Annotated in this window: 15 protein-coding genes and 1 pseudogene; 10 read left to right on the top strand and 6 right to left on the bottom strand. The window is 45.5% G+C overall.

Annotated elements, in window-relative coordinates; all coding sequences use genetic code 11:
* Positions 1-123: 123 nt before the first annotated feature.
* The 10 genes and pseudogenes from MJO46_RS05535 to MJO46_RS05490 form a co-directional block, all read left to right on the top strand.
* A pseudogene (locus tag MJO46_RS05535) lies at positions 124-1,827 on the top strand (DUF885 family protein); the annotation flags it as partial.
* A gap of 214 nt (positions 1,828-2,041) precedes the next feature.
* A complete protein-coding gene (locus tag MJO46_RS05530) occupies positions 2,042-5,263 on the top strand; it encodes a DEAD/DEAH box helicase (RefSeq protein WP_253988455.1) in 3,222 nt (1,073 codons plus the stop codon).
* A gap of 44 nt (positions 5,264-5,307) precedes the next feature.
* Positions 5,308-6,069: a phosphatase gene (locus MJO46_RS05525; RefSeq protein ID WP_253988454.1), complete on the top strand. Its 762-nt coding sequence runs from the start codon at positions 5,308-5,310 to the stop codon at positions 6,067-6,069.
* On the top strand, positions 6,050-7,156 hold the full coding sequence (gene rfbD, locus MJO46_RS05520; protein ID WP_253988453.1) for a dTDP-4-dehydrorhamnose reductase: 1,107 nt from the start codon (positions 6,050-6,052) through the stop codon (positions 7,154-7,156). Before MJO46_RS05525 ends, rfbD begins: the two co-directional genes overlap by 20 nt.
* A gap of 269 nt (positions 7,157-7,425) precedes the next feature.
* Positions 7,426-8,229 carry a 3'(2'),5'-bisphosphate nucleotidase CysQ gene (cysQ, locus tag MJO46_RS05515; RefSeq protein WP_253988452.1) on the top strand — a complete coding sequence of 268 codons (804 nt, stop codon included), beginning with the start codon at positions 7,426-7,428 and terminating at the stop codon, positions 8,227-8,229.
* A 68-nt stretch (positions 8,230-8,297) separates the two neighbouring features.
* Positions 8,298-9,215 carry a fructokinase gene (gene mak / locus MJO46_RS05510; protein ID WP_253988451.1) on the top strand — a complete coding sequence of 306 codons (918 nt, stop codon included), beginning with the start codon at positions 8,298-8,300 and terminating at the stop codon, positions 9,213-9,215.
* Positions 9,216-9,374: 159 nt separating this feature from the next.
* Positions 9,375-10,073, top strand: coding sequence for a YdcF family protein (locus MJO46_RS05505; RefSeq protein WP_253988464.1), 699 nt, complete (start codon positions 9,375-9,377; stop codon positions 10,071-10,073).
* Between the two features lie 4 nt (positions 10,074-10,077).
* The gene (locus MJO46_RS05500; RefSeq protein ID WP_253988450.1) at positions 10,078-10,752 is read left to right on the top strand and encodes a DUF2982 domain-containing protein; all 675 of its coding nucleotides are present in this window, start codon (positions 10,078-10,080) and stop codon (positions 10,750-10,752) included.
* A gap of 312 nt (positions 10,753-11,064) precedes the next feature.
* A complete protein-coding gene (locus MJO46_RS05495) occupies positions 11,065-12,594 on the top strand; it encodes a hypothetical protein (RefSeq protein WP_253988449.1) in 1,530 nt (509 codons plus the stop codon).
* The gene (locus MJO46_RS05490; RefSeq protein ID WP_253988448.1) at positions 12,591-16,694 is read left to right on the top strand and encodes an Ig-like domain-containing protein; all 4,104 of its coding nucleotides are present in this window, start codon (positions 12,591-12,593) and stop codon (positions 16,692-16,694) included. The genes MJO46_RS05495 and MJO46_RS05490 overlap by 4 nt, the downstream gene beginning before the upstream one ends.
* Positions 16,695-17,152: 458 nt before the next feature.
* Here the strand turns inward: MJO46_RS05490 and MJO46_RS05485 are convergent, their stop codons facing one another.
* The 6 genes from MJO46_RS05485 to galU all read right to left on the bottom strand — a co-directional run bounded on the left by MJO46_RS05485 (position 17,153) and on the right by galU (position 24,135).
* Positions 17,153-19,444 carry an OmcA/MtrC family decaheme c-type cytochrome gene (locus MJO46_RS05485; protein ID WP_253988447.1) on the bottom strand — a complete coding sequence of 764 codons (2,292 nt, stop codon included), beginning with the start codon at positions 19,442-19,444 and terminating at the stop codon, positions 17,153-17,155.
* Between the two features lie 422 nt (positions 19,445-19,866).
* On the bottom strand, positions 19,867-20,844 hold the full coding sequence (locus tag MJO46_RS05480) for a LysR family transcriptional regulator (RefSeq protein WP_253988446.1): 978 nt from the start codon (positions 20,842-20,844) through the stop codon (positions 19,867-19,869).
* A gap of 269 nt (positions 20,845-21,113) precedes the next feature.
* On the bottom strand, positions 21,114-21,554 hold the full coding sequence (locus MJO46_RS05475; RefSeq protein ID WP_253988463.1) for a polymer-forming cytoskeletal protein: 441 nt from the start codon (positions 21,552-21,554) through the stop codon (positions 21,114-21,116).
* Positions 21,555-21,638: 84 nt separating this feature from the next.
* Positions 21,639-22,133: a ferredoxin-type protein NapF gene (gene napF / locus MJO46_RS05470; protein WP_253988445.1), complete on the bottom strand. Its 495-nt coding sequence runs from the start codon at positions 22,131-22,133 to the stop codon at positions 21,639-21,641.
* 80 nt (positions 22,134-22,213) lie between these two features.
* Complete coding sequence (galE, locus tag MJO46_RS05465) at positions 22,214-23,227, bottom strand: UDP-glucose 4-epimerase GalE (protein ID WP_253988444.1); 1,014 nt, start codon at positions 23,225-23,227, stop codon at positions 22,214-22,216.
* A complete protein-coding gene (gene galU, locus MJO46_RS05460; RefSeq protein WP_253988443.1) occupies positions 23,227-24,135 on the bottom strand; it encodes a UTP--glucose-1-phosphate uridylyltransferase GalU in 909 nt (302 codons plus the stop codon). Before galU ends, galE begins: the two co-directional genes overlap by 1 nt.
* Positions 24,136-24,259: the final 124 nt, after the last annotated feature.

Raw genomic sequence — 24,259 nt, 5'->3', positions numbered from 1 at the left:
GCAATATACAACGATATGAGACCGCATCTGAGTTTGAATATGGCAACCCCTAATCAGGTGCACAATAGAAAAGGCCAGCTACTGGAGCTGGCCTAAAAACTGTCAACCTATCTTAGGACGGGACAAAGTGTTGTCAAAATGGCATTTGAGAGCCCTGAAACCTTAACTTCTCTGGGCTTCTTAGAATCCTTTGGGATAACAGGGCATAATGCACAGTTAGATGATGATAGCCCCGCGGCGATGGATAAAACCTTTGCCCAAGTGCGGGTGCTGCGGGATACATTGCTCAGTTATCAAGATACCGATTTAGATGAAAATCAACGTATTTCTAAGGATATCGCCCTCTATCTGGCCGATTTTGCCCTCGCATCCGAACCCTATCGTTATCATAATTACCCGCTGAATCAGCTGTTTGGTGTGCAAAATGGTTATCCCAGCTTTATGCAGGCCCAGCATCAGGTTCATTCTGTCGATGATGCTGAAAACTACCTTGCCCGTCTGCAATTAGTGCAAACTAAATTTGCCCAAACCATGGAAGGGCTTACTCTGCGCGAATCTAAGGGCATTATTCCGCCCAAGTTTGTGATTGAGCGGGTACTGACCGAAATGAATGATTTTGTCGCGGCCCCGATTCAAGAGAATATTCTCTACAGTTCATTCAAAACTAAATTGGCTGAAACGGATATCGGTGCCGATGAGCAAGCGCGTTTATTGGCTGCGGCTGAAGCGAACATAAAAGCTTATGTGCATCCTGCATATCAATTATTTATCGATTACTTTACCCAGTTACAAGCCAAAGCGGGGACGGATGACGGTTACTGGGCGCTGCCTAACGGCGATGTCGCCTATGAACAGTTACTGAAGTTTTTTACCACGACTAACTACAGCGCCGATGAGATCCACGCCAAAGGACTTGCTGAGGTGGACCGTATTCAGAGCGAGATCATGACTATTTTAGCTGCCCAAGGCTACGATGCGAGTCAAGGTTTCTCGGTTGCGATTGAAGCATTGGCCGCCGATCCTAAGTTTTACTACGAGGATAGCGATGCGGGTAGGGCGCAAATCCTCGTCGATTATCAAGGGATCCTCGATGAAGTGAATGCGGGACTCGGTGATGCCTTCCGTATTCGTCCACAAGCGGGCATGGAAGTGGTGCGTATTCCTGAATTTAAAGAGAAAACGGCGCCAGGTGCCTATTATCAACAGCCCGCTATTGATGGCAGCCGCCCCGGTCGTTTCTTCGCCAATCTCTATGATATCAAGGCGACGCCTAAATATGGTATGCGCACTTTGGCCTACCATGAGGGTATTCCTGGGCATCACTTTCAAATTGCCGTTGCCATGGAGTTAGAAGGTCAGCCGATTATCCGCAAGATGGCGCCTTTTACGGCCTATATTGAGGGTTGGGCACTCTACAGTGAGCGTTTAGCTTGGGAGCTGGGTTTCCAAAAGGATCCCTTTGATAATATTGGTCGATTGCAGGCGGAGCTATTCCGCGCTGTGCGTCTAGTGGTCGATACGGGTATTCACCATAGCCGTTGGACCCGTGAACAAGCCATTGACTATATGAAGAAAAACACTGGGATGTCCGACCGTGATGTGACCGCTGAAATTGAGCGCTATATAGTGATGCCAGGCCAAGCGACGGCCTATAAAGTCGGGATGATGAAAATTCTGGAGTTAAGGGAGAAGGCTAAGTCGGCACTTGGAGATAAGTTTAATTTGCCGGATTTTCACGATGTTGTGCTTAAAAATGGTGCTGTGCCCTTAGATATTCTGGAGAAGCTTGTCGATCGTTATATCGCGGAAACGAAAAGTAAAACCTGATAATTAAGCTTTTTTAGCCGCTCTTATTTACGGTTAGTTCCCCGTCCTATACCTTCGAGTTACCGCTTTTGGGGCTCGAAGGTATGTCCCCAATGCTGGGGTTCTGGCTTTCCGCCAAGGCTTTCAATACAATCCCAATCACTCATTATTAAATGCCCGCGAGCAATAGCACGCTATTGCCCCTATGGCTATTTGTCGTTTCAAGGTTTTGCTGATGAATCGCTTGTCCCCCCAAGAACCTATCCAATTGACTCAAAGTGCTATCGAGTCATTATTCACTCCGCCAACACTGATGCGCGCCCGTGATTATGTGATGAAAGGGCGAGTGATAAGTGCAAAGGCCAACGCCGATTTTCGCCATATTGAGGGGCAAGTCAGTGGTACGGAGCGAACACCCTATCGTCAGGATATTCGCCTATTCAGCGTTAACCATAAATTGATTATGAATGGCTTTTGCTCCTGTCCTGCGACTGGACATTGCAAACATATTGCCGCCGTACTTTACAGTTTACTCAGTGATAAAACCGTTGAAGATCAACGCATCGCCCAGTGGTTACATTTACTCGATGAGGCCGATGATCCTAAGCTTTATGAGGTTGAACAGCTCTATGAGGATAGGGTGCTCTATGTGCTGTCGAAGGATGACAACGGTGTTTTTATCGAGCTACGCCGCGGCAAACTAGCCAAGAATGGGGCTTATAGCAAGGGGTCTAAAATAGCCCTGTCCGATGTGCAATATTTTATGCCCGCCTGGATCGGGGCCGAAGATGTGCTCATTCTCAACCTTATTATGTCTACCCGCCGTCACGGCGCCTCTCGCCTGTATTTAAAGGCACAATTAGGGGCCGTAGCCCTCGATAAAATGCTCGCAACCGAGCGTTGTTTTTGGGAGGAAAGTCGAATAGCCCTGAGCCGAGGAGAACCCGTAAGCCCGACATTTGTTTGGAATGACATAGATAATGAGCATAAACAGATGCAATTGGTGCTCGTGGGTAAGGATAACTGGGAGCTTATTCCCACAGAGCCGCCAGCCTATATTGAACTGGATTACTTCCTGATTGGGCCGGTAGAAACAGACATTGGTATTGATAAATTAATGCTGTTAAATCATATGCCGCCTGTACCTAGCTCGCAGATTGAAACCGTGAGTCACAAGCTGATAAAACATTTTTCCGTTGAAACTGTGCCAACCCCCCTTGCGATTGATTTTGTCGAACTGCGCGCGCCCTTACAGATCCGCTTAACATTAACGTCATTGGCATTACCTGAGTTTACTCTGGTGCAGCCCTTTGTGTTGCTGGAGTTTGTCTATCAGGATGTCGTGCTGGGTGGGCGCTATATCGATGAAGCACTCTCTTTAGTCACTCAGGGAGGGAAAACTTACCAAGTTGTGCGGCAGCTCGCATTGGAAAAGGATGCGATTGATTGTTTGATGGGCCTAAACTTCGTTGAACTCGCCCCTTCTTCTCTCCCCAATAGCGCTAGCTTAACCAGTCTGTGGAGTTTAGGTCCTGTACCCGTGGCAATTAAACAGTGGTTACAGTTTATCGAACAATGCATCCCCATCTTGGAAAGCAGGGGTTATCAAGTATGTTATGCCGATAATTTTAACCTAAATGTGGTTGACACTCCGTTGGCGATTGAATTGGATGACTCCCAGGAAGGTTGGTTTTCCTTATCACTCAATGCGGATATTGATGGGCAAAGCATTCCCATGTTGCCCCTCATTGCCACTTGGCTTAAACAGCATGGAGAGCCCGCGGATCATGCTGAACTGTTGCTCCCAAGCCCAAATGGGACTTGGCTAAAGGTTAAAGCCAGTGTGATCAAGCCGTTAGTGAGTATTATTTTAGAGCTATTCGATGGACATAGGGGTAACAGCGTCGCTTTGCCTAAATATCGCGCCCATCTACTCAATGACTTTGCTGAGAGTGATATTCGCCTGCTCAATGGCCAGCGAGTCCTTGAGTTAGCGACAAAGCTCGAAAACTTTAATGGCGTAGTCGAGGTTACAGTACCTGACACGCTAAAGGCCAAGTTGCGCCATTATCAGCAGCAAGGGTTAAATTGGCTTTGTTTTTTAAAGGAATATCAGCTCGGTGGTATCTTAGCTGACGATATGGGACTAGGTAAAACGGTTCAAACCTTAGCCTTTTTACTCAAGCAGCGGGAATTTGGCGCCGTAGGGGCGAGTCGCGGACCGAGCCTGATTATTTGCCCCACCAGTTTAGTGGGTAACTGGGCTAAAGAGGCCGCTAAATTTGCCCCTTCGCTAACGCTGGTGGTGATCCACGGTGCCCAGCGTAAACCTTTGCTCGAACGCTTAACCGAATACGATATAGTGGTGACGACCTATCCATTAATGGTACGGGATAATGAATATTATCAGTCACATAATTTTGAACATATCATACTCGATGAAGCCCAGCAGATAAAAAATGCCCAAGCGAAAGTGACTCAAATCATCAAAGAATTGCAGTCGCCCTTTAGACTATGCCTAACGGGGACACCGCTGGAAAATCACCTCGGCGAGCTGAAATCCTTAATGGATTTTTGTTTACCAGGCCTCTTAGGCACAAATGCCTTCTTTAACAAATCCTTTAGACACAGCATCGAGCGCTATGGTGATAGTGAAAAGGCTAAGATATTAAGCCAGCGTATCGCTCCCTTTGTGCTGCGCAGAACGAAAGATCAAGTCATCACCGAATTACCGGCGAAGACGGAAATTACCCAGACCTTAGAGCTTGAAAAGGATCAACGCAATCTCTACGAGAGCATCCGCTTAAGCATGGAGAAAAAGCTGCGGGATCTGTTTGCGACCCAGGGAGTAGGTAGCAGCCATATCGAGTTTTTGGATGCACTGCTCAAATTGCGTCAGGCTTGCTGTGATCCGCGCTTGGTGAAGCTAGAGCAGGCGCAAAAGGTGAAGAATAATGCTAAGTTAAATTGGCTTACTCAAAATTTACCCGAGATGGTGCAAGAAGGGCGTAAGATCTTAATTTTCAGTCAGTTTACCAGTATGTTGACCCTGATCGAGGCCGAGTTACAGTCCTTAAATATGGATTACAGTAAGCTCACTGGGCAGACTCGCTTGCGCCAAGCGCAGATTGATAGGTTTCAGGAGGGGAACACGCCCGTCTTTTTAATTAGTTTAAAAGCGGGTGGAACTGGGCTTAACCTCACAGCTGCCGATACGGTGATCCACTACGATCCTTGGTGGAATCCCGCCGCGGAAAAACAAGCTACGGACCGCGCCCATCGCATCGGCCAAGAAAAGCCCGTATTTGTATATAAATTGATTGCCGAAGGAACTGTAGAGGAAAAAATCCAAGAAATGCAGCAACATAAGCAAAGCTTGGCGGACAGTATTCTCGAGGGCAAAGGTAAGGGAACATGGCAAGGCAGTGCCGAAGAGTTGTTGTCACTGTTTAGCTAATTCTAATGTATTTAATTGGTTGAATTATCTGACAGAGGTGAACCATGCAGTACCAAGTCGACACTCATACCCATACCGTGGCATCGAGCCATGCGTACAGCACTATTCATGATTATATTGCCGTGGCCAAGCAGAAGGGCATTCGCCTGTTTGCCACCACAGACCATGGGCCAGCCATGGCCGATGCGCCGCATTTTTGGCATTTTGTGAATTTAAGGGTGTTGCCCCGCATGGTGGATGGCGTTGGGATTTTGCGTGGTATTGAAGCCAATATCAAAAATATCGACGGTGAGATTGATTACTTTGGGGATTATTTACCCCAGCTCGATATAGTGCTCGCGGGATTTCACGAACCGGTTTATCCACCCTCGGATAAGGCAACCCATACGGAGGCGATGATCAATACCATCAAGAGCGGTAAGGTCGATATCATTACCCATCCGGGGAATCCTGCTTATCCCATCGATATTGAAGCCGTTGCCCGCGCCGCCGCCGAATATGGCGTGGCATTGGAGATCAATAATTCCTCCTTTGAGGTGTCCCGCAAAGGCAGTGAAGCCAACTGCACCGCCATCGCTCAGGCGGCAAAGGAATTTGGGACTATTTTGGTTATGGGGTCTGACTCCCATGTGGCCTTCAGTTTAGGGGAGTTCGGCTGCGCTCAAGCCATTATCGATGCAGTGGCTTATCCCGAATCTCGCTTACTTAATCGCAGTCCAGCTGCATTGCTGGCCTTTTTAGCTGGCCGCGGCCATCAAACCGTTGCCGATTTGGTCGCCCTTTTTAATGATAACAAGGGTAAATAAGCTCTTGGCTGACCATGGGAATACCACGGCTAATGGGCCGCAAACCGTGCTTATCACGGGGGCCGATAGCCAACTGGCTAAGGCGCTGCAACGTAGGGCCAGTACTATTGCCCAGGCATTTAGCACTCAGTCATTTAGGTTAATTCCCCTGACTCGAGAGCAGCTAGATATTAGCGATGCGTTGGCTGTGGCAAAGGCATTTAGCGAATATCGCCCCGATTGGGTCATCAATTGCGCCGCCTACAATGGGGTGGATGATGCTGAACGCGAGCCAGAACTCGCCTACAGGGTTAACTCACTCGGCCCTGAACTTCTTGCTAAACAATGCGTTAATTTCGATGCACGTTTAGTACATATCTCCAGTGACTATGTGTTTAATGGCGGGGTGTTTAATGGCGGGGTCTTTAGTGGCGCTTTTGACGGCAACGCAGTGAACTCAGATGCCAGTCAGCTGCAAAAAATATCACCCTACCTGGAAACCGACTCGCCTTTGCCGCTGTCCGTTTACGGTAAGAGTAAATTGGCGGGCGAGGATGCGGTACTGGGATTGCTAGGTGATCGCGCAATAGTGATTAGAACTGCCTGGCTCTACGGCCAAGATGGGCATAATTTTGTTAAAACCATGCTTAAGCTGATGCAAACCCAAGCGAGCCTAAATGTGATTGACGATCAAATCGGCTCGCCCACTTGGAGTGATGCGCTGGCGTGCACTGTGTGGCAGTTGATCCTCAAGCAGGGAGAGGGGTTGTTCCATTACGCGGGCCTTGGTGAATGTAGTTGGTATCAGTTTGCCTGCGAGATCCAGCGTCAAGCGCTTGAGTTTAAGCTGTTAACCCAGCAAATTCCCATAGTTCCCATCGATAGCGCAGGCTATGCAGCTAAGGCTTTAATGCTGGGGAAATCCCTTGCATTAAGGCCTAGTTACAGTGCACTTTGCAGTGAAAAATTGCAGCATTTTATCGCTATGCCAGCGTTACCTGCAGCAAATTTACAGACACGCAATTTACAGGATCATCAAGACCCTCTTATGTCGATAGCGTGGCAGGATTGGCGGCAACAGCTCAAGGCTATGTTGCAATCACTCTAGAGCGTGCATGTGAGTCTTGTCGCGCGCCGCGATTCCCACTTTTGGCCTGAGCTAACATCTGTGAATACGAATGCAGCTGTACCTAGGGCTCTTTTCAGTCGGTTGGGCTTGGCTTAGACTCGAGTAGCCTAAGTGCTTTTGCCCTTGGTCCAATAGGCGTCAGCGATTGTCTTAGTCGATTTTGCTCGATGTATGATGAATTTGTTCTTAATTTTCAATCTATGGCGGTGGCATAATGCCAAGATACTCAACGGATAAAGGACATCGAGATGATAGATAAGACGACAGTGGCGACCCTCACTAAGCAAGATTTGCTGGCGGTGGTGCAGATAGCCAAAGCCGCGGGCGATGCCATTATGACGATTTACGGTCAAGAGGACTTTTCCGTAAGCCATAAGGGCGATGATAGCCCTGTGACGGCCGCCGATCTTGCCGCCCACAGTGTGATAGTGGCATCTCTGGCGGAGCGATTTGTGGGTATTCCCGTGATGTCCGAAGAGGCCGCTGAAATCAGTTGGGATGAACGCAGCCAATGGGACACCTATTGGTTGATCGATCCCTTAGATGGCACCAAAGAGTTTATTAAGCGAAACGGTGAGTTTACGGTCAATATTGCTCTTATTCATCAAGGTGTTGCATTAGCTGGTGTCGTATATGCCCCCGTGCTTGGCACCTATTATTATGGTGCAAAACATTTGGGTGCTTGGCGGCAAAAGGCGGGGCTGGAAAGCCCATTAATGGGCGCGAGTCACCCGCGGCAGATACCGATAGTCGTCGGCAGTCGCTCGCACTTAAGCCCTGATATCGCTGAGTATTTGCAGCGTTTGGGTGCTCACGAGATGCTCAGCGTCGGCAGTTCTCTGAAGTTTTGTATGTTGGCAGAGGGGGCGGCCGATCTCTATCCTAGATTAGGTCCGACTAGCGAGTGGGACACGGCCGCAGCACAGGCCGTATTGGAAAGCGCAGGCGGAAGCGTCGTCTGTTATGACTCTGGTTTACCCTTAACATACAATCAAAAACCAGCAATATTAAACCCTTACTTTATTGCCACAGCCCCTGGCTGGGTAGCATAACTATAACGATAGATCGAGTGCGACATATTCACTCGATAATACGGCAAGATAAAATTGGAGAGCGATTCATGATACGCATGGGCATCGATTTAGGCGGAACAAAAATAGAATTAGTGGCCCTAGGCGAAGAAGGCAATGAGCTATTTCGCAAGCGTGTCACGACCCCCCGTGACTATCAGGCAACCCTTAACGCCATTGTCGATTTAGTCCATGAAGCCGAAGCAACCTTAGGTGAAAAAGGCTCTGTGGGAGTAGGCATTCCCGGGGTGATTTCTCCCTATTCTGGTTTAGTTAAAAATGCTAATTCCACTTGGATTAACGGCCATCCGCTCGATGTGAATTTAGGTGAATTGCTTGGGCGTGAAGTGCGTGTCGCCAATGATGCGAACTGCTTTGCGGTTTCTGAGGCGGTCGATGGCGCAGCCGCAGGCAAATCTGTGGTATTTGGCGTGATTATCGGCACGGGCTGCGGCGCTGGTGTGGCGATTAACGGTAAAGTCCATGCCGGCGGTAATGGGATCGGCGGTGAGTGGGGACATAATCCATTGCCTTGGATGACGAAGGAAGAGTTCAATACCACCCGCTGTTTTTGTGGTAACCCAGATTGCATTGAAACCTTTATTTCCGGTACGGGTTTTGTACGCGATTATAATGCGGCACTCGAGGCGGCGGGCAAAAGCCGAGCGCCCGCGAAATCGGGAGCCGATATTATGTTATTAGTCGATCAAAAGGATGATATCGCCCTCGCTGCCTTTGATCGCTATATGGATAGGCTCGCCCGATCACTGGCCCATGTGATTAATCTGCTCGATCCCGATGCGATTGTGCTGGGTGGCGGTATGTCAAATGTTGAGGCGATTTATCCAAGATTACCAGCCTTATTAACCCGTTATGTGGTTGGCCGTGAATGTCGTACCCCTGTGGTCCAAAATTTTTATGGCTGCTCATCGGGCGTTCGCGGCGCCGCTTGGTTGTGGGAAAAATAATCCCTGCGAATGCATTTCCCGTGTTTACTTTTATACCATCGCCCAGCGTAATGCTGGGCGATGCGTTTATGGCACTTTTGATGCTATGATGGCGCTTTTTTGAGGGGGCTTGGTATGGATATCCTGTTTTGGGTCAAAAAAGTGGTTTCTCAGGGGATCATGCCTATTCCCTTTATCCTGTTGTTATTGCTGGTTTCAATATTCGTTTGGCGCCGTCGCAGCCTAGCTAAATGCCTAGTCGCGAGTGCGTTTTTCCTGTTACTTTTTCTTGCTAGCCAACTGAGTGTCAATACCCTAGTGCGGCCGTTAGAAGCGCAGTATCCCGTTAATTCCACTCCTATTACTGGCCAGTGTTATGTGATGGTATTAGGTTCGGCCCATTCTGATATCCAAGGTGCAACGGCGGTGCAATCACTTTCAGCCGTAGCCCTTGCAAGACTTTCTGAAGGCATACGGCAACTCAACTTAGGTCAGGATTGTAAGTTGCTGGTGAGTGGCTGGGGAGGCGAACTTACCCAGATCCCCCATGCTGAAATGATGGCCAAGGCTGCCGTTGAGCTGGGCGTCGACAAGAATAAGATCATTCAATTTCCCCTCGCACGGGATACCTTAGAAGAAGCGCAATATGCCAAATGGGAGCTAGGGGAGGAACCTTTTCGCTTAGTCACGTCGGCCTCACATATGCCAAGGGCGATGGCGATTTTCGCTGCGAAAGGGTTACATCCTAGTGCAGCGCCAACGGATTTTATTGCGCGGGATGACTTTGGCTGGCGCGTGACAGGGGATCATTTATTAGCCTCCCAACGGGCTATCCATGAATATATTGGCCGTTTATGGTTATGGGTAAAACAGGAATAAAGTGATGACTTTAGAGTCAGATGTAGTCTCGATTCGGCCATTGTCTAAGCGCAATGGGCTGACGTTAACTTGGATTGGTGCCAGTGCTGTTATGTTAGGCTTTGGCTTGTTTATTGTTTTTCCTGACCTAATGGCACTCGGTTTAGTCTTTTTTAGTTTAGGCGCCATAGCGTTGATCTTAGGTTTAGCTAAGGTTTATGAACCTGAAACGACCATTAGTCTCGACGAACAAGGGCTGACCTATTTCCATCGCCGCGGCAAGGTGTTCATCACTTGGGATAATATTCAGCGGGTCGATATTCCTAGGGTAACGCAGGGTGTAGATACGATTGAACTGTCCTATTTAGGGATAAAACTCAAGCACCTTAATCCCATACTCGATAATATTTCCCTACGTTTAGCCGCGGGATTACTAACTGAGCAGCGCCCTTTGTTAGTCACGGCAGCCTCCCAGCAGGAGGACCTTGCCACCTTAGAAACTTACCTTGGGGCCGAATTTAGCCCGTTGGTGGTCGAAGGGGACCGTTATCGCGGCGTATTAGCGATGTTTGGTCACCGATGTGTGATGCTCAATACTCACCTCGGTTATCACCTTTATATTCCCCACGATAGTTTGGACCGAGACCCCAAAGAATTTATTAAACTGTTAAGGCAGCGTATCGTACAGGGGATGCCATAGTTAGTTCTCTAGGGCATCATCACTAATCTGCATTTCACCGAGTTGTTCGACTCATTCAGTAGGAGCTGACCGAACAATTGCAAGACCTTGCTAAGGGGGAGGCTATCGACGTTGTCTTCTATCCTAGGGAATGTTATTCCTGCATGGATTTGATTGCTCAGTCATTAAATAAATTTCGCTGCCAATAAGCCAAACCAAACATTTGGCCCCAACACCTGTCGCGACCGATTTATGACGTTGATAAAAGTTAATTAACTTGCTAGCCTGATAAGTGGTTTTAACATTTTTACAATAAAATACAAGGATGTATTTATGTTTAAAGTATTTACACCGTTTGCTGTGTTACTCTTTTTTGCATACATAGAATCTGCTGAATATCCTTCACATGTCGGTAATTCGCCGTTTAGTTTCGATAAAACTAACACCCCTTCAAATACATTTGTTGTTTCGGATAAAGGTCAAGACAATGACGTATATCTCAAGCGCGACGATGCAAAAATTTTTGACTTTCAATTCAGTCTGAAAATCGATCGTTATGTCGGTGATGTCGTCAAACTCAAAGAAAACAAGTTGATATCGGATAAGTTCATAATATCTTTGCCGGTATTTGATGTCGACAACGAATCCGAATTACAAGACTGCGATTATGATGGTGAGTTAGATCATTTGGCCGCAGAAATAGATGAAGTGTATTTCAATGGTGAGAAAATTGGTGTCTTGTCAGGTTCAAATGAATTGTGGGTAGAGAATACCTTTGAACTGGATATTTCGAAATTAAATCTGCCTATATCTCCTGGCGAGGTTAGTGAAAACTTAGTACAGATAAGAATCGATACCGGAAATGAGTTTGTGGAACTCAGTTCTGGCGCCATTGGCTGTCAAAAATGGGCGGTTGAAGTTGATTACGTGACTCTGGAATATCAAGTAGCCGATCCTGTTTTGTTTTTACCAGGTATGGGGGGGAGTAAATCTGCTTTTAAGAATAGTGGTTACATACAAGTTGTAGAAGATTTTGGTTTGCCATATCTAATTATTGAGCATGACCATTACCCAGAAAATAATGCTTGTATCGACAATGATGCCGGTTCAATAAAAGAGTTTAGTGTTGATATTTTAAATGCAGCTAAAGAATTTTCAGAAATGTATAAAAATAATAATTTTAATCTGATAGCACATTCAAAAGGAGGATTGGACGCAAGGTATTTTGTATACCTGGCCAATAATAGCAATGTCTTAGTTGAGAATGGAGTTATGGATGGCAGCGTTATCTTAAAAACTATGAGTGTCAATTCGCTAGTGAGTCATGGTTCACCATTCTACGATACCATACTTGCTGATGCTATAAAATTTGACCAGATTAAATATTCTAACGAAGCTAAAATATTGTTTGCAGATATATGTGATATAACTATTGATGTGGCAACAAAATTTTCTGAAGATTATAGTTTTCCATCTAATCAGAAGTTTTTGTCTATTAGTGGCAATATTGATTCTGATGATAATGGAACACTCTCTTCTGATGAAGTAAGCGGCAATCAGGTTAATCAAAATTTCTCCCAGAGAATGTTCGATTTAATAAATGGGGTAAGCCATTGTGAAGTAAATTACGAGAAAGCGTACTTTCAAAGTTTTGAATATAATAAACCAATTTATGTGCCAATACCGAATTCTTCACCAAAACAGAATGATTTAATGGTAAGTGTTGATAGTGCATCTCCAATGGACTCAAATAAAAACGTTTCAATATATGCGAATCATGGCACTGTAATTAAAGACAGGGCTCAAGAGGTTTTTTTAAACGAGGCGCTTGGTGGAATGTTGGATTGGAGTAATTTGAAATGAACAAGCTGATTTTAAGTATATTATTAGGTATCTTAGCTGCACTCTACACTTTTAGTGCTAGTTCAATACCACAAAGCATACAGATTCATAAGTCAGCCGAGATTATAAATGGTGAGTTTTCAACATCATTTTTGTCACCTGCTCTTGACAAGTTTGTCATTTCGATCCCTATGAATTATGAAACAAATGTTAGCGATATTCAGTTAATTACGCCGAGTGGAGTTGTCATTAACTCCGAGAATGCTTCAAGTTACAATTGTAACTTTCTATTCTTTACCCCATTGACTCCGGAAGAACACTTAATTTCGTTAGAAAATAGCCTTATCATAGAGCTCAACAATGTTGCCTCAGGTAAATATGTCATTACAGGAAAGGCGAGTGGCACTCAAAATCTAATTCCAATCAGAATAAAATTCCCTGCTTCAAAAATAAAGTTTGCATTGACAGTTGGTGAAGTTGGTCCAAATAAAAAACCAATTAGCGTAGGAAATATGTTTCCTGTATATGTGCAACTGTATGATGATAGCGTTCCACTGGCTACAGCCGAAGCCTCTTTTGAATTTGTGAAAGATGGTGTTGTAGTCAGCAAGATTATAGCTGTAGATGATGGCTCTGGAATGGACTTCAAAGCCAGTGATGGGAGTTATCATGCTTTTTTCACCCCTGAGGTTGAGGGGGAGTACACTGTGCTTGTCAGAATTAATGGCACTAATTTAAACGGTGAGAGATTTGAAGTCAGTGTTGACCAAAGCTTTAATTCTATTCTTCCACAAGTATATGTTACCGGCAGTGTTAATGAGATATTGGTCGACTTGGATAAAGACGGTTATATTGATGAACTCAGATTGGAGTTTGAGACTGCTGGCCAATTTCAATCGACAGGATTTTATTACAATAGGGTTACATTAGAGACCGAAGATGGAACTAAAATTTTTTCTGGGCGCAAAATGGATGCTACAGAAAATAAAATTTCTGTAACGTTTAAGGGGGAGGAACTCAGGAAGTTAGGATATTCAGGTAAATTTACAGTTTCAGATTTCTGGCTTGATTATGGTTATTTGAGGATTCAAGATAAAGATAATTTTTACACTACTTCATATTTTGAACATGATTCCTGGGAGCGTGACGATTTACTTTATTTAGGTAATGTGACATTCGAGCCTATTGACAGTGAGGATGGGCGTTTCATCGAAATGATAGACGCATCCTTTGAGGTCGATACGCTTCCCGCAACAGCAAAGTTTGGCTATTCGGCGACAATAACCACTGTCGGTGACGAGCATGTCGGAGTCTATGGCAATCCTGACATCGAACTGAAGAAAGGGGTTAACAGAATTACATTCTCCATTCCTGCAGCTGATTTCGCGAAACTACAATCAAATACGGCATTGAAAATAAAACAATTAACCATGTATCCCTTAATAAAGGGTGGCAAGGTTATATCTAAAAGAAATGTGGCTACCAGTTTAGTATATTCGTGTTGGGACTTTCGAGGTTGTTCGACGGCCGACAATTCGATTCCTGTAGCTGTAGATGATGCTGTGACTTCTCTTGGAAAAGCAATGTATATACATGTTGCTCAAAATGATCTTGATGATGACGGCGACTTACTTAAGGTTAACTCAGTAACACCCGCTCAGCATGGGATAGCAGAAATAGTCGGTAATTCTATTCAATATACGCCAAGTTCAGGCTTTGAAGGTGATGACGTTTTCCAATACGAAATAGTTGACATTCATCCAAGAAATAATATTTTGAAGGGTGGTTCTGCACTTGGCACTGTGCGCGTATCGGTAAAACCCAACCATGCACCTATTGCCAATGCAGATTCCTATCATATCCCCGAAAACATAACCTCGTATTTCAAGGTGCTAGTTAATGATACTGACCCGGACGGCGACGGACTCTACATTTCTTCGTTCACGCAACCCAGTCACGGCACTATTGTCAATTATGGCAATCAACTTGGATACACTCCAACCCCAGGTTACCTCGGCAATGATAGTTTCAGTTACACCATCATTGACTATGATGTTGCATCCAACATCGTCAAGGGCGGAACTGCGACATCTCAGGTGACTTTGCAGATAGGCAACGTGGTAAATCGTCCTCCAGTTGCAGTGAATGACGCCTATTCACTGTCTCCTGGATCCCAGTCAGTTTTGAATGTGTTGGCAAATGACACTGATCCAGATCAGGATGACTTGCGAATTTCAGGCTATTCTTTGCCAGGCAAAGGCAGTCTAGTGGTAACAGATAAGCTCATCACTTACACTGCCAATCTCAATGCCAGTGGTACAGATACTTTTGCCTATTCGATTTCAGATGGCAGAGGCGGGTCTTCCAATGCAATAGTTAATATTAACTTTGTGCTTGCAAACAACCCTGCCGTGGCCGTAGATGATGTGTTCGAAACGACCGAAAATACCACTCTAGTGATAGATGTGCTGCGCAATGACTATGATCTCGAAGGGGACCACTTCAATGTTATTCGCTTCACTCAGCCATATAATGGAACAGTGACAAGAGGTATAGCAAACGAGCTGGTTTACTCTCCTGACGTTGACTTTGTGGGTGAAGAAGTCTTCTCATACACAATTCAAGATGCCCAGGGCAACCTTTCTACCGCACAGGTGCATTTGTCGGTCAGTAATATTAGACCTCAAGTTGTTGCCCTTGACGATGTTGTCTCTATTGCCATCAATACGTCAATCGAGATAGATGTATTAAGCAACGACTCGGCGTCATCATCTCAAGGATTGGCTATTTCTGATTATACTCAGCCAGCACATGGGACGGTAAGTCTTGCACACGACAAGTTAACCTATACCCCACAAGCTGGCTTCTTTGGCGATGATGTGTTCACTTATAGGGTGATAGATACACTTGGAAATGCAGCTTCTGCTTCTGTATATGTTACTGTGAATAAAGGCAACACAGCTCCAGTTGCCATGGATGATGTTGCCTTTACCCAAGCCAATGTTGCTGTGAGTATCGATGTGCTTTCTAATGATACTGACGCAGATAACGATCCCATTCAGTTAATCGGCTTCAGTCTGGGCGCTCATGGCGGCACTCTTTTTTCTGGAAGTAACATAATCTATCAACCAGAGTCTGGTTATGTCGGGCAGGATTCTTTCACTTACCTGATTGCCGATCCCTCAGGTGACAGATCTCAGGGGACTGTCCTAGTGAACATTGTTGATGGCAATAGTGTCCCTTCGGCCGAAGACGATGCCATTAGGGTCTATCAGGGCGCAAGTATCAAATATGACGTTCTGTCCAACGATTCAGATCCCGATGGAGACCTGCTGACTATTGAGTCTGTCACTCAAGCAACTAACGGCTTCACGGAAATAGAAGACAATAAGGTTAAATACACTGCTCCGGCAAATTTTGTCGGTACGACCCAATTTACTTACGTGATCACAGATGGTCAGTCAAGGGCTACTGCTACCGTTTTAGTCACTGTTGAGCCAAATCCAAACAATGCTCCTGTTGTCGAAATTCATGCTCCCGTCGATGGTCAACAGTTTAGTTTTGGATCGTCAATCCAGCTAAATGCCATCGCATGGGATATTGAAGACGGAGACCTCGGTAACTTTGTTACCTGGACCTCCAATATCGATGGTGAATTAGGAGAGGGGAAATTGGCGGATGTCATCTTGTCCCTTGGGCAACATACTATAGTTGCAGCCATCGTCGATTCCAGACAAGAAGTGTCTTCAGATTCAGTGACTATTAACATTGTGCAAGCTGCTGGTCAGGTATTCACCAACGTTTCACAGTTCGAGATACCTGATAATAAAGGTTATGGAGTGTCTTCAAGCATCACAGTGCCCTCGGATATTTATCCATCAGGCATCACAGTATCAGCCAAGATATCGCACCCCAACCTAGCCGACATTGCGATTCAATTAATATCACCTTCTGGTCGACATTATAACTTGGCTAACCCTGGTAGCTATGTTTTGAATGAAACATGGATTATTGACTCGAATATGATTGAAACGGTGAAGGGTGTTTGGACGCTCAAGGTTAGCGATCAAAAGAAGAATAACCTTGGTACATTAACACAGTGGAGCATTCAGTTTGATTAAGTGAAGAATGTTAGAGGCGTTGTGTTCGCTATTATTCGGCGTTGCACTGTTTTACAGTGCAACGCCCGGAGATACAGGTGTCTCTTTTTCCCTATGTTGCAGGATTTGGAGCCGCTCTACATATGCTTTGCTATCAGGCTGATATTATCCGGTCTTATCGCTTGGTATTTCGGGCCTGCTAAATGGCCGAATATGTTGATTTTGGGGCCATAGGCATGTTGGCTGTTGACTTGGTATACCCTGTTGAAAAAAGAATCTATTAGCCCCCAACCAAGATAGTTGCCGCGGCGACATAGTATTTGGATGACAACAATTCCTTATGATAGTGAGACCATAACATTTCTTATTAGGTGGCCAAATTCAGTGTGCCACTACAATAAAAAAGGGGCCCCGATGGGACCCCAATGAGTTGCAGAGATAAAATCTGGGTTGTGCAGGGCAACCCAAAGGTACTAGTACTAGTGTGCTACCTCTGCGTGTACCTTATCTATGCCATAGGTTTTACCTTCAGCATGGCAGGTCGCGCATGATTCTACTGGTAGGTTAGGATCAGTCATTGCATCTGCTTCAACCATAGCACCGTTACTTCTAAAGTGAGCTACAGCAGCCGCATCTGAGTGAGCGTGACAGCTACGGCATGACTCGGCCACTGGGCTAATATAATTAGCACCGACTTTGATTGCGCGTTTGCCAGAGGCTAAACCACCATCGCTTGCGAACAGTGCGGTATCATCTTTATGACATGCGGAACATGCGGTTTCAGGTGATGGGTAACCGACTAATTCACCTTGAGCGTCACGGAAGATGCCTGCGATAACATCGAAGTTACCACTGTGGAAACGGTGCGCCACAGTAAATAAGTCTTTGTTATTAAAGGTTACATCTGGATTAATGACCTTGCTACCATCTTCGCCTTTGTAGACGACGGTTTTATGGCCAGAAGCACCCGTTGTATCGTTATGACAGTTCATACATTGGTCAAAGGTGTAAGTTCCGTGTCTGGTGCCCTTGATATAATCTAAGGTGCCGTGACAGGCATTACATTTTGCTTCTTCTACCGTGATACGAGTGGGATCTGTCATCCGAGCCGTGCTGACTGCACTACCATCTAAGCTGTAAAACTTAACAGGAGACGCGTTACCAATTGGGTTTGTTGGACCAAACTCAAGTCCTGTTGCATTACAACTGCTGAATTTACCCTCTTTGATACAGGCATTGGCCTCTGAACTCACATAGATAGTACCGACTGCTTGTGCGTCAGGGATATCTTTTACGAAGGTTAAGACACCACCAGCAAGAGTACCATCCTGTAGTTTTAGGCTGATGGCTGTTGGTTTAACATCACGCCACGCATATACAGTACCGTCAGTTGCTACATTGCCTAATAACAAGCCGTTAGCGACTAACATACCTGTTGGATTACTGGTGGCATTATAAGTAGCGAGACTGGTGCCATCAGCGATTGGTGCGCCATTCATGGTCACATTAGCTTTGATGGTTAAGGTCTTCATACCCAGAGTGGCAGATGGAGCGACTGCTGCGCTGGTAAAGTCCACTTTGAACAGATCTGCATATTCGGCACGCTTACCGACACTGTGTACCGCTTCAGGCGTTAAGCTGCCGCTACCGTGACAGGATTTACATTGAGTGTCGTCGGCTTGAGCTAAACCAAATTCTGAATGGTTTTCACCAGTGGCGAAGTTGACATTGATATGGCAACCCACACAGGCTTTAGCATAAATATTCGTGTTATAGCTTGGTGCGCCATCATGGCAAGACTTACATTCTTTCAGATCAGATGGGAAACCAATCTCACCAAAATATTCTTTTGCTTCACCGCTTAGGCTATCACTAATGTGATGACCCGCATGGAGCCTGTGGATCATAGGGCCAAAGTCAAATACCCAACCTTCTGCCAGTTGCGCATCACTTGGAACTTGATCAGGGTTATGACAAGTTACGCAGTTTTTAACATCTTGGTAGTTATGATGGGCTTCAATCTTAGCGATATGGCCGTCTACTTCACCGTGACAGTTTTTACATGCAGCACTGGATACTGTGTCTTTACCCGATACACCTAATTCATCAGTTGCAGGGATAAAATCAACGGGGACAGATAGCACTTTATCTGATAAAGCGACACCTGCGCTGTTGGTGATATTGTACGCACGTAAAATTACCCTATGCACGGCATTGGGGTTATCGTTTGGATTAATGATGGGTGCCGTACCATCATTGGCCCAAGTGGCGGTATAAGTACCAGGAGCTGCAGCATCTTCGGTTAATGTACATACCTTAGTTGTACCGTTAAGGCCAGTAGGGGTACAGGTTAACGAAGTCGTATCGACATTGTTTGCCATGGCATTGTTTTCCCATTCAATGGGAGCGCCAGTTCCTGAGGTATTTTCATTGGCCGTTAACGAGTAAATGGCAATTCGACTGAGTCCCATAAAGGGAACATCTTTACCCGCATTTTTACCTGTTAGAGAAAATTTAACACTGAAGCCTTCGCTGCTCGTCACTTTAATATCCGCGGGACTTAAGGTGAAGTTCAGATCGGTAATGGATTCAGCGGTTTTAGCAAAGGATCCCGCTGGGAGTCCTGGGGTGCCTGGTGTTCCGGGGGTGCCTGGAGTACCTGGTGTTCCAGGTGCGCCATCTTGACCATCGTCACCGTCCCCGCAGGCGGTTACACTTAGGGCACTGACGAGAGCCAGTGCCAGTAGAGATTTATTGTAGTTTTTCATCATCGCGTCCCTTTTCTTTCTATAGACTGCGTGCGCAGTGACTCTAATATAGAAGGAACCCTCTACTTATAAAGTGGTATTTGCAAGTTTGTGTCTATTATGTGAACGATGATTTAACACCCTAAAATGGTAATTCCATATTCTGAAATTAAGTATTTCGAAAATTGAAATTTTGTGTGATTTATTTGAGCTTTATCCCAAATATTTATTTTAATTTTAGGCGGTTAGTGAAATTAATTCTCAATTAATCTTTGGCGTTGAGACTGTTCTGTATCTCTATCTGCTGAATATTTGACTCGATTATTGTCTTTTTTAGGGAAGATGTTCACTAAGATGGGACGGGTTATTTTAAGGTTGGCCACAGCTATCGTTAACAGACACAACTTGGATTTAACACTGTTACATTTTTACCTGCTAGGGGAAGCTTAACTGTGCTCGGGAAGCAAGGCACTAACCAGTGAACTGATTACAAGCTCACACTGTGCTGGTGTGTAACGTCTATGGGTTCTGGGTTTTTCTACCAAAAAGTATTGGGGTGCAAACATACCATCGTGTAGCCGAGCTAGCTCGGTAGTGGGGAGCGGAACTAATTTTAGCCCTGGTAAATGTTTAATGGTTTGCATATCGATGCTAGAGCAAAAGGCGAGGCTCTGCATGGTCAGTATGTGTGCATACCATTCCTCCCTCTCGAGCACTTTCTCGATGGAAGGTAGTATTATTCCCTGACGCTGACAAAAGAGTTCAAGGGGATCGATTTTATTGTTAAAACCTTTCATTTCAATGCATAAAAACGGATAACGGCAGATCTGTTCTAAACTGATTTGTGAGGCAGATTGCCAGATAGAATGGTGTTTTGAAGCGACTAAATACACACTAGATATTCCACCGAGTCTCGTTAACATTAACTCCTTATTTTCGATGTTTTCTAGTGAGATACCAAAGTCCAGTTCACCCGCATGGATAAGCTCGGCACTGTTCTCCTGCCATGGGCGTAAATGTATTTTGCCTAGTTGTGCCATGACTTCTGGTGAACATAATTGGGGGGCTAAAAAACTGAGTAACCCTTTGCTGGCAGCAATATTTAGCGGTAAGTCTGTATTACTGGCGGTATTTTGATTTTGGAGGGCCGACTGCTCTAAATGGTGAACAGAATCAGTGAATTGGCATATGGCAACATAGAGACTTTCGGCAAGAGGCGTCGGCTTTAGGCCTTGTTGGCGTCGATAGAAGAGCTCATCATTAAAGGCAAGGCGAAGTGCATTCAAACTGCGGCTAATTTTAGGGGCAGAGACCCCCAGTGTCTTCGCGGTTGTGTTGGCATGCCCAGTATCAAAAATACTCTTGAAGACGAGTAGGGTGAAAATATCTAGCTCACAGATTTGTTTAAGTAACGGGTGGCTCATTTCAGTTTACCTTATGATGAGTCTTTGAGTGCTTATCTTGACTGTTTGCTAATGGGGTTTACGGGGTTATTGTTACCATTTCCTCATGGTATGTAGTGCAAACCCTACGCTATAGGGTATTAAAGTAGCAGTAGTTCCGAGGATTTACTGTGATCCCCCTCTGTAAAATAACAAATTTGTAACCATTGTAAATTACAGGGAAACGCGATAGGTAAGTCATTGGCGATTAAATTGCCGATGACGGAGTTGTGAGATTAACCGATAAATCCTTAGGAAATGTCGGTTTTGAGTGGCTCTGAAGCTAGCGGTAAATTTTTAGGTTCGTTGGGCGCGGCTAAACCGTGGGTTTGGATGGTGCAAATATCTTCTTTTATCCGTAAGCCAATAAATTGTCCGCCTTCCAGTATCTGCATCGATGTACTTGCCACATCACCATCTACGATGCCATGGCGCTGGATCACTAAGCGTTCGCAGATTAAGCGGCCTTTAAAGAAACCATCAACGATAAATTCTTGGCACTTGATTTCACCTTCAAGCCTACCACCTTGCTCAAGCGTAATATTCGCCTGGGAAAGAATTTGGCCGCTGACATCGCCACCAATCAAGACATCACCGATAAATTCAATATTCCCCGTGAGTTTAGTCCCCTTGGCGATAAAGCTAAGTGTAGTGGGCGGTTTTTTGGGGAAAAAGAGTTTTTTGCCAAACATGATCATGATGCTGCTCAATAGAATGAGGGTCGATAGTATCGTTAATGCCAGTATAAAGCTAAGACTTATCCTAAGGGGATTGCCTTAGCTTTTCGTTTGTTCATCCGTTTTTATCTGTATGGCCTGACTTGGGCAAGGAGCGACACAGGCACCACAGCCAGTGCACAGATTAAGATCAATTTTGGGTGTGGGCGCCTTACCAATGCTAAGCGTGAAAGTAATGGCCCTAGGTTCGCAGGCGTCTTTACAGCTTTGGCACCAAATACCTTGCTGGGTTAAGCAATTATCTTGGATATGAGCTTTGTAATGCCAAGGGGTTTGGGTTAAATCGAACAGGGCTTCAGGACAAGCTTTAGCGCAAAGGGTGCAGAAAGTACACTCGTTATCCTGAAAGGATAATTCGGGAAAGCCGCCATCACCTTTGCGAATAATCTGAGTTTCACAGGCTGTAATACAGGCGGAGCAACGGGTGCAAATATCGGTAAATTCAATATCTTCACGAACCCATGGCGGTCTTATCGCTGTACTTTTACGGCGATTAAAGAGACTGCGACGACTATGGTTAATGCTTTGTGTCATGTGGCTTCTCGAACAAGATTAAGCGGTCAAACCTTAAAGAAAAATGGCTTGGGGAAATCCACAAGCCATTGAGTTGATGACTAACCGTGATAACCATTAGGATTACTTGATTGCCAGTGCCAGCTACTGTTTGCCATGTCCTCTAGGCTATGGGTGGCTTGCCAGCCCAGATCTTCCCGCGCATGGGTAGGATCGGCATAACAGGCGGCAATATCACCGGGACGGCGAGGAGCAATTTGGTAGGCAATGGCTTTGCCACAGGCTTTTTCAAAGGTCTTGACCATATCTAATACGCTATAGCCTTGACCCGTACCTAAGTTATAGGTCACAAGTCCTGGCTGAGTGCCCAGCTTTTCAAGGGCCTTTAAATGGCCGTTGGCTAAATCCACCACATGGATATAGTCACGCACCCCAGTGCCATCGTGGGTCGGATAATCATTACCGAATACACTCAGGGCATGGCGCTTACCTACGGCAACTTGCGCAATAAATGGCATTAAATTGTTAGGAATATCATTAGGGTCCTCGCCAATTAAACCGCTGGCGTGGGCGCCAACGGGATTAAAGTAGCGCAGACGGGCGATATTCCAACTTGGGTCGCTATGGTGAAGATCGGCAAGGATATGCTCGACCATCAGTTTAGATTGACCATAGGGATTGGTGGCTCCCGTTGGAAAATCTTCGGTGATAGGCAGGCTTGCGGGGTCACCATAGACGGTTGCCGATGAACTAAATACAAGATTTTTAACCTTAAACTCCGCCATGACTTGGCAGAGTATTAAGGTTCCAGTGACGTTATTCTCATAATATTTGAGGGGTTTAGCGACGGATTCTCCCACCGCTTTTAATCCTGCAAAATGGATAACAGAGTCGATAGCGTGGTCACTAAAGACCTTCTGCAACAATGCCTTATTAAGAATGTCGCCCTGGTAAAATGTGACCGTTTTTCCTGTGATTTGCTCTACACGGTTTAAGGCTTCGATGCTCGAATTAGACAGGTTGTCTAACACGATCACTTCGCTTCCCGCATTGAGTAATTCCACCACAGTATGGGTGCCAATATAACCGGCGCCTCCGGTCACTAAAATCGTCATTATTTAATTCCTTTTACAACGGTTTTTAAGTAATGGGCAAAATCTTCACCGATTTCGCTGTGGCGCAGGGCGTATTCCACGTTTGCACGCATATAACCTTGCTTATTACCGCAATCGTGGCTCTTACCTTCCATGTAGTAAGCATTTACCGTTTCTTGCTTCATTAGCATGGCAATCGCATCCGTTAATTGGATTTCATCGCCTGCGCCCGCTGGGGTTTTGGCCAGCAGTGGCCAAATGGCTGCAGGTAACACGTAACGGCCAACAACGGCTAAGTTAGAAGGTGCGTCATCAACGGCGGGTTTTTCAACTAGCTCGACTAATGGCTCCGACTCACCGGGTTGTAGATCGTGGCCGTTCACATCGGCAATACCATATTGATTGACTAAGTGGTGTGGTACACCCTCTACCATGATTTGACCCACTTGGGTTTCATCAAACAGGCTTACCATCGCGGCAAGGTTGTCGGTTTTTAAGTCGCAACTGGCATCATCGATAATCACATCCGGCAGCAATACGGCAAAAGGTGCATCACCTACTACGGATTTAGCACATAAAATGGCGTGTCCTAAGCCTTTCGCTTGGGATTGACGCACGCTGATCACTGTTACATCTTTTGGACAAATAGATTGTACGGCTTCAAGCAATTGACGTTTTACCCGGCGCTCTAGCTGGGCTTCTAATTCAAAACTGGTATCGAAATGGTTTTCGATAGAGTTTTTACTGGCGTGGGTCACCAGCACAATTTCTTTGATGCCTGCGGCAATAGCTTCACTAACAACGTATTGGATCAATGGCTTATCAACAACGGGTAGCATTTCCTTAGGAATAGCTTTCGTTGCTGGCAGCATACGAGTGCCTAGGCCTGCGACAGGGATCACTGCTTTACGAATTTGATGTTGTTTCATTGCGAACCTTTTAGGTCAAGGAGATGCGGTTATTGGCCAATATTGTAAATGACCTACACAGAAAAGCTATTTGTAAACGCTGAAATTTATCGGTATTTCTGCGTTTTATCAGTCTATCGTTTTA

The sequence above is a fragment of the Shewanella sp. KJ2020 genome (assembly GCF_024197625.1).
Lineage (GTDB): Bacteria > Pseudomonadota > Gammaproteobacteria > Enterobacterales > Shewanellaceae > Shewanella.
This window is presented reverse-complemented; position numbering and strand designations above follow the sequence as displayed.

What these genes read in the sequence shown, in the direction of transcription:
- cysQ (WP_253988452.1), top strand. Translation starts at nt 7,426, where the DNA reads ATGATAGATAAGACGACAGTGGCGACCCTCACTAAGCAAGATTTGCTG.
- MJO46_RS05490 (WP_253988448.1), top strand. Translation starts at nt 12,591, where the DNA reads ATGAACAAGCTGATTTTAAGTATATTATTAGGTATCTTAGCTGCACTC.
- MJO46_RS05505 (WP_253988464.1), top strand. Translation starts at nt 9,375, where the DNA reads ATGCCTATTCCCTTTATCCTGTTGTTATTGCTGGTTTCAATATTCGTT.
- MJO46_RS05475 (WP_253988463.1), bottom strand. Translation starts at nt 21,554, where the DNA reads ATGTTTGGCAAAAAACTCTTTTTCCCCAAAAAACCGCCCACTACACTT.
- MJO46_RS05480 (WP_253988446.1), bottom strand. Translation starts at nt 20,844, where the DNA reads ATGAGCCACCCGTTACTTAAACAAATCTGTGAGCTAGATATTTTCACC.
- MJO46_RS05530 (WP_253988455.1), top strand. Translation starts at nt 2,042, where the DNA reads ATGAATCGCTTGTCCCCCCAAGAACCTATCCAATTGACTCAAAGTGCT.
- rfbD (WP_253988453.1), top strand. Translation starts at nt 6,050, where the DNA reads ATGATAACAAGGGTAAATAAGCTCTTGGCTGACCATGGGAATACCACG.
- MJO46_RS05485 (WP_253988447.1), bottom strand. Translation starts at nt 19,444, where the DNA reads ATGATGAAAAACTACAATAAATCTCTACTGGCACTGGCTCTCGTCAGT.
- MJO46_RS05525 (WP_253988454.1), top strand. Translation starts at nt 5,308, where the DNA reads ATGCAGTACCAAGTCGACACTCATACCCATACCGTGGCATCGAGCCAT.
- galE (WP_253988444.1), bottom strand. Translation starts at nt 23,227, where the DNA reads ATGACGATTTTAGTGACCGGAGGCGCCGGTTATATTGGCACCCATACT.
- mak (WP_253988451.1), top strand. Translation starts at nt 8,298, where the DNA reads ATGATACGCATGGGCATCGATTTAGGCGGAACAAAAATAGAATTAGTG.
- napF (WP_253988445.1), bottom strand. Translation starts at nt 22,133, where the DNA reads ATGACACAAAGCATTAACCATAGTCGTCGCAGTCTCTTTAATCGCCGT.
- galU (WP_253988443.1), bottom strand. Translation starts at nt 24,135, where the DNA reads ATGAAACAACATCAAATTCGTAAAGCAGTGATCCCTGTCGCAGGCCTA.
- MJO46_RS05495 (WP_253988449.1), top strand. Translation starts at nt 11,065, where the DNA reads ATGTTTAAAGTATTTACACCGTTTGCTGTGTTACTCTTTTTTGCATAC.
- MJO46_RS05500 (WP_253988450.1), top strand. Translation starts at nt 10,078, where the DNA reads ATGACTTTAGAGTCAGATGTAGTCTCGATTCGGCCATTGTCTAAGCGC.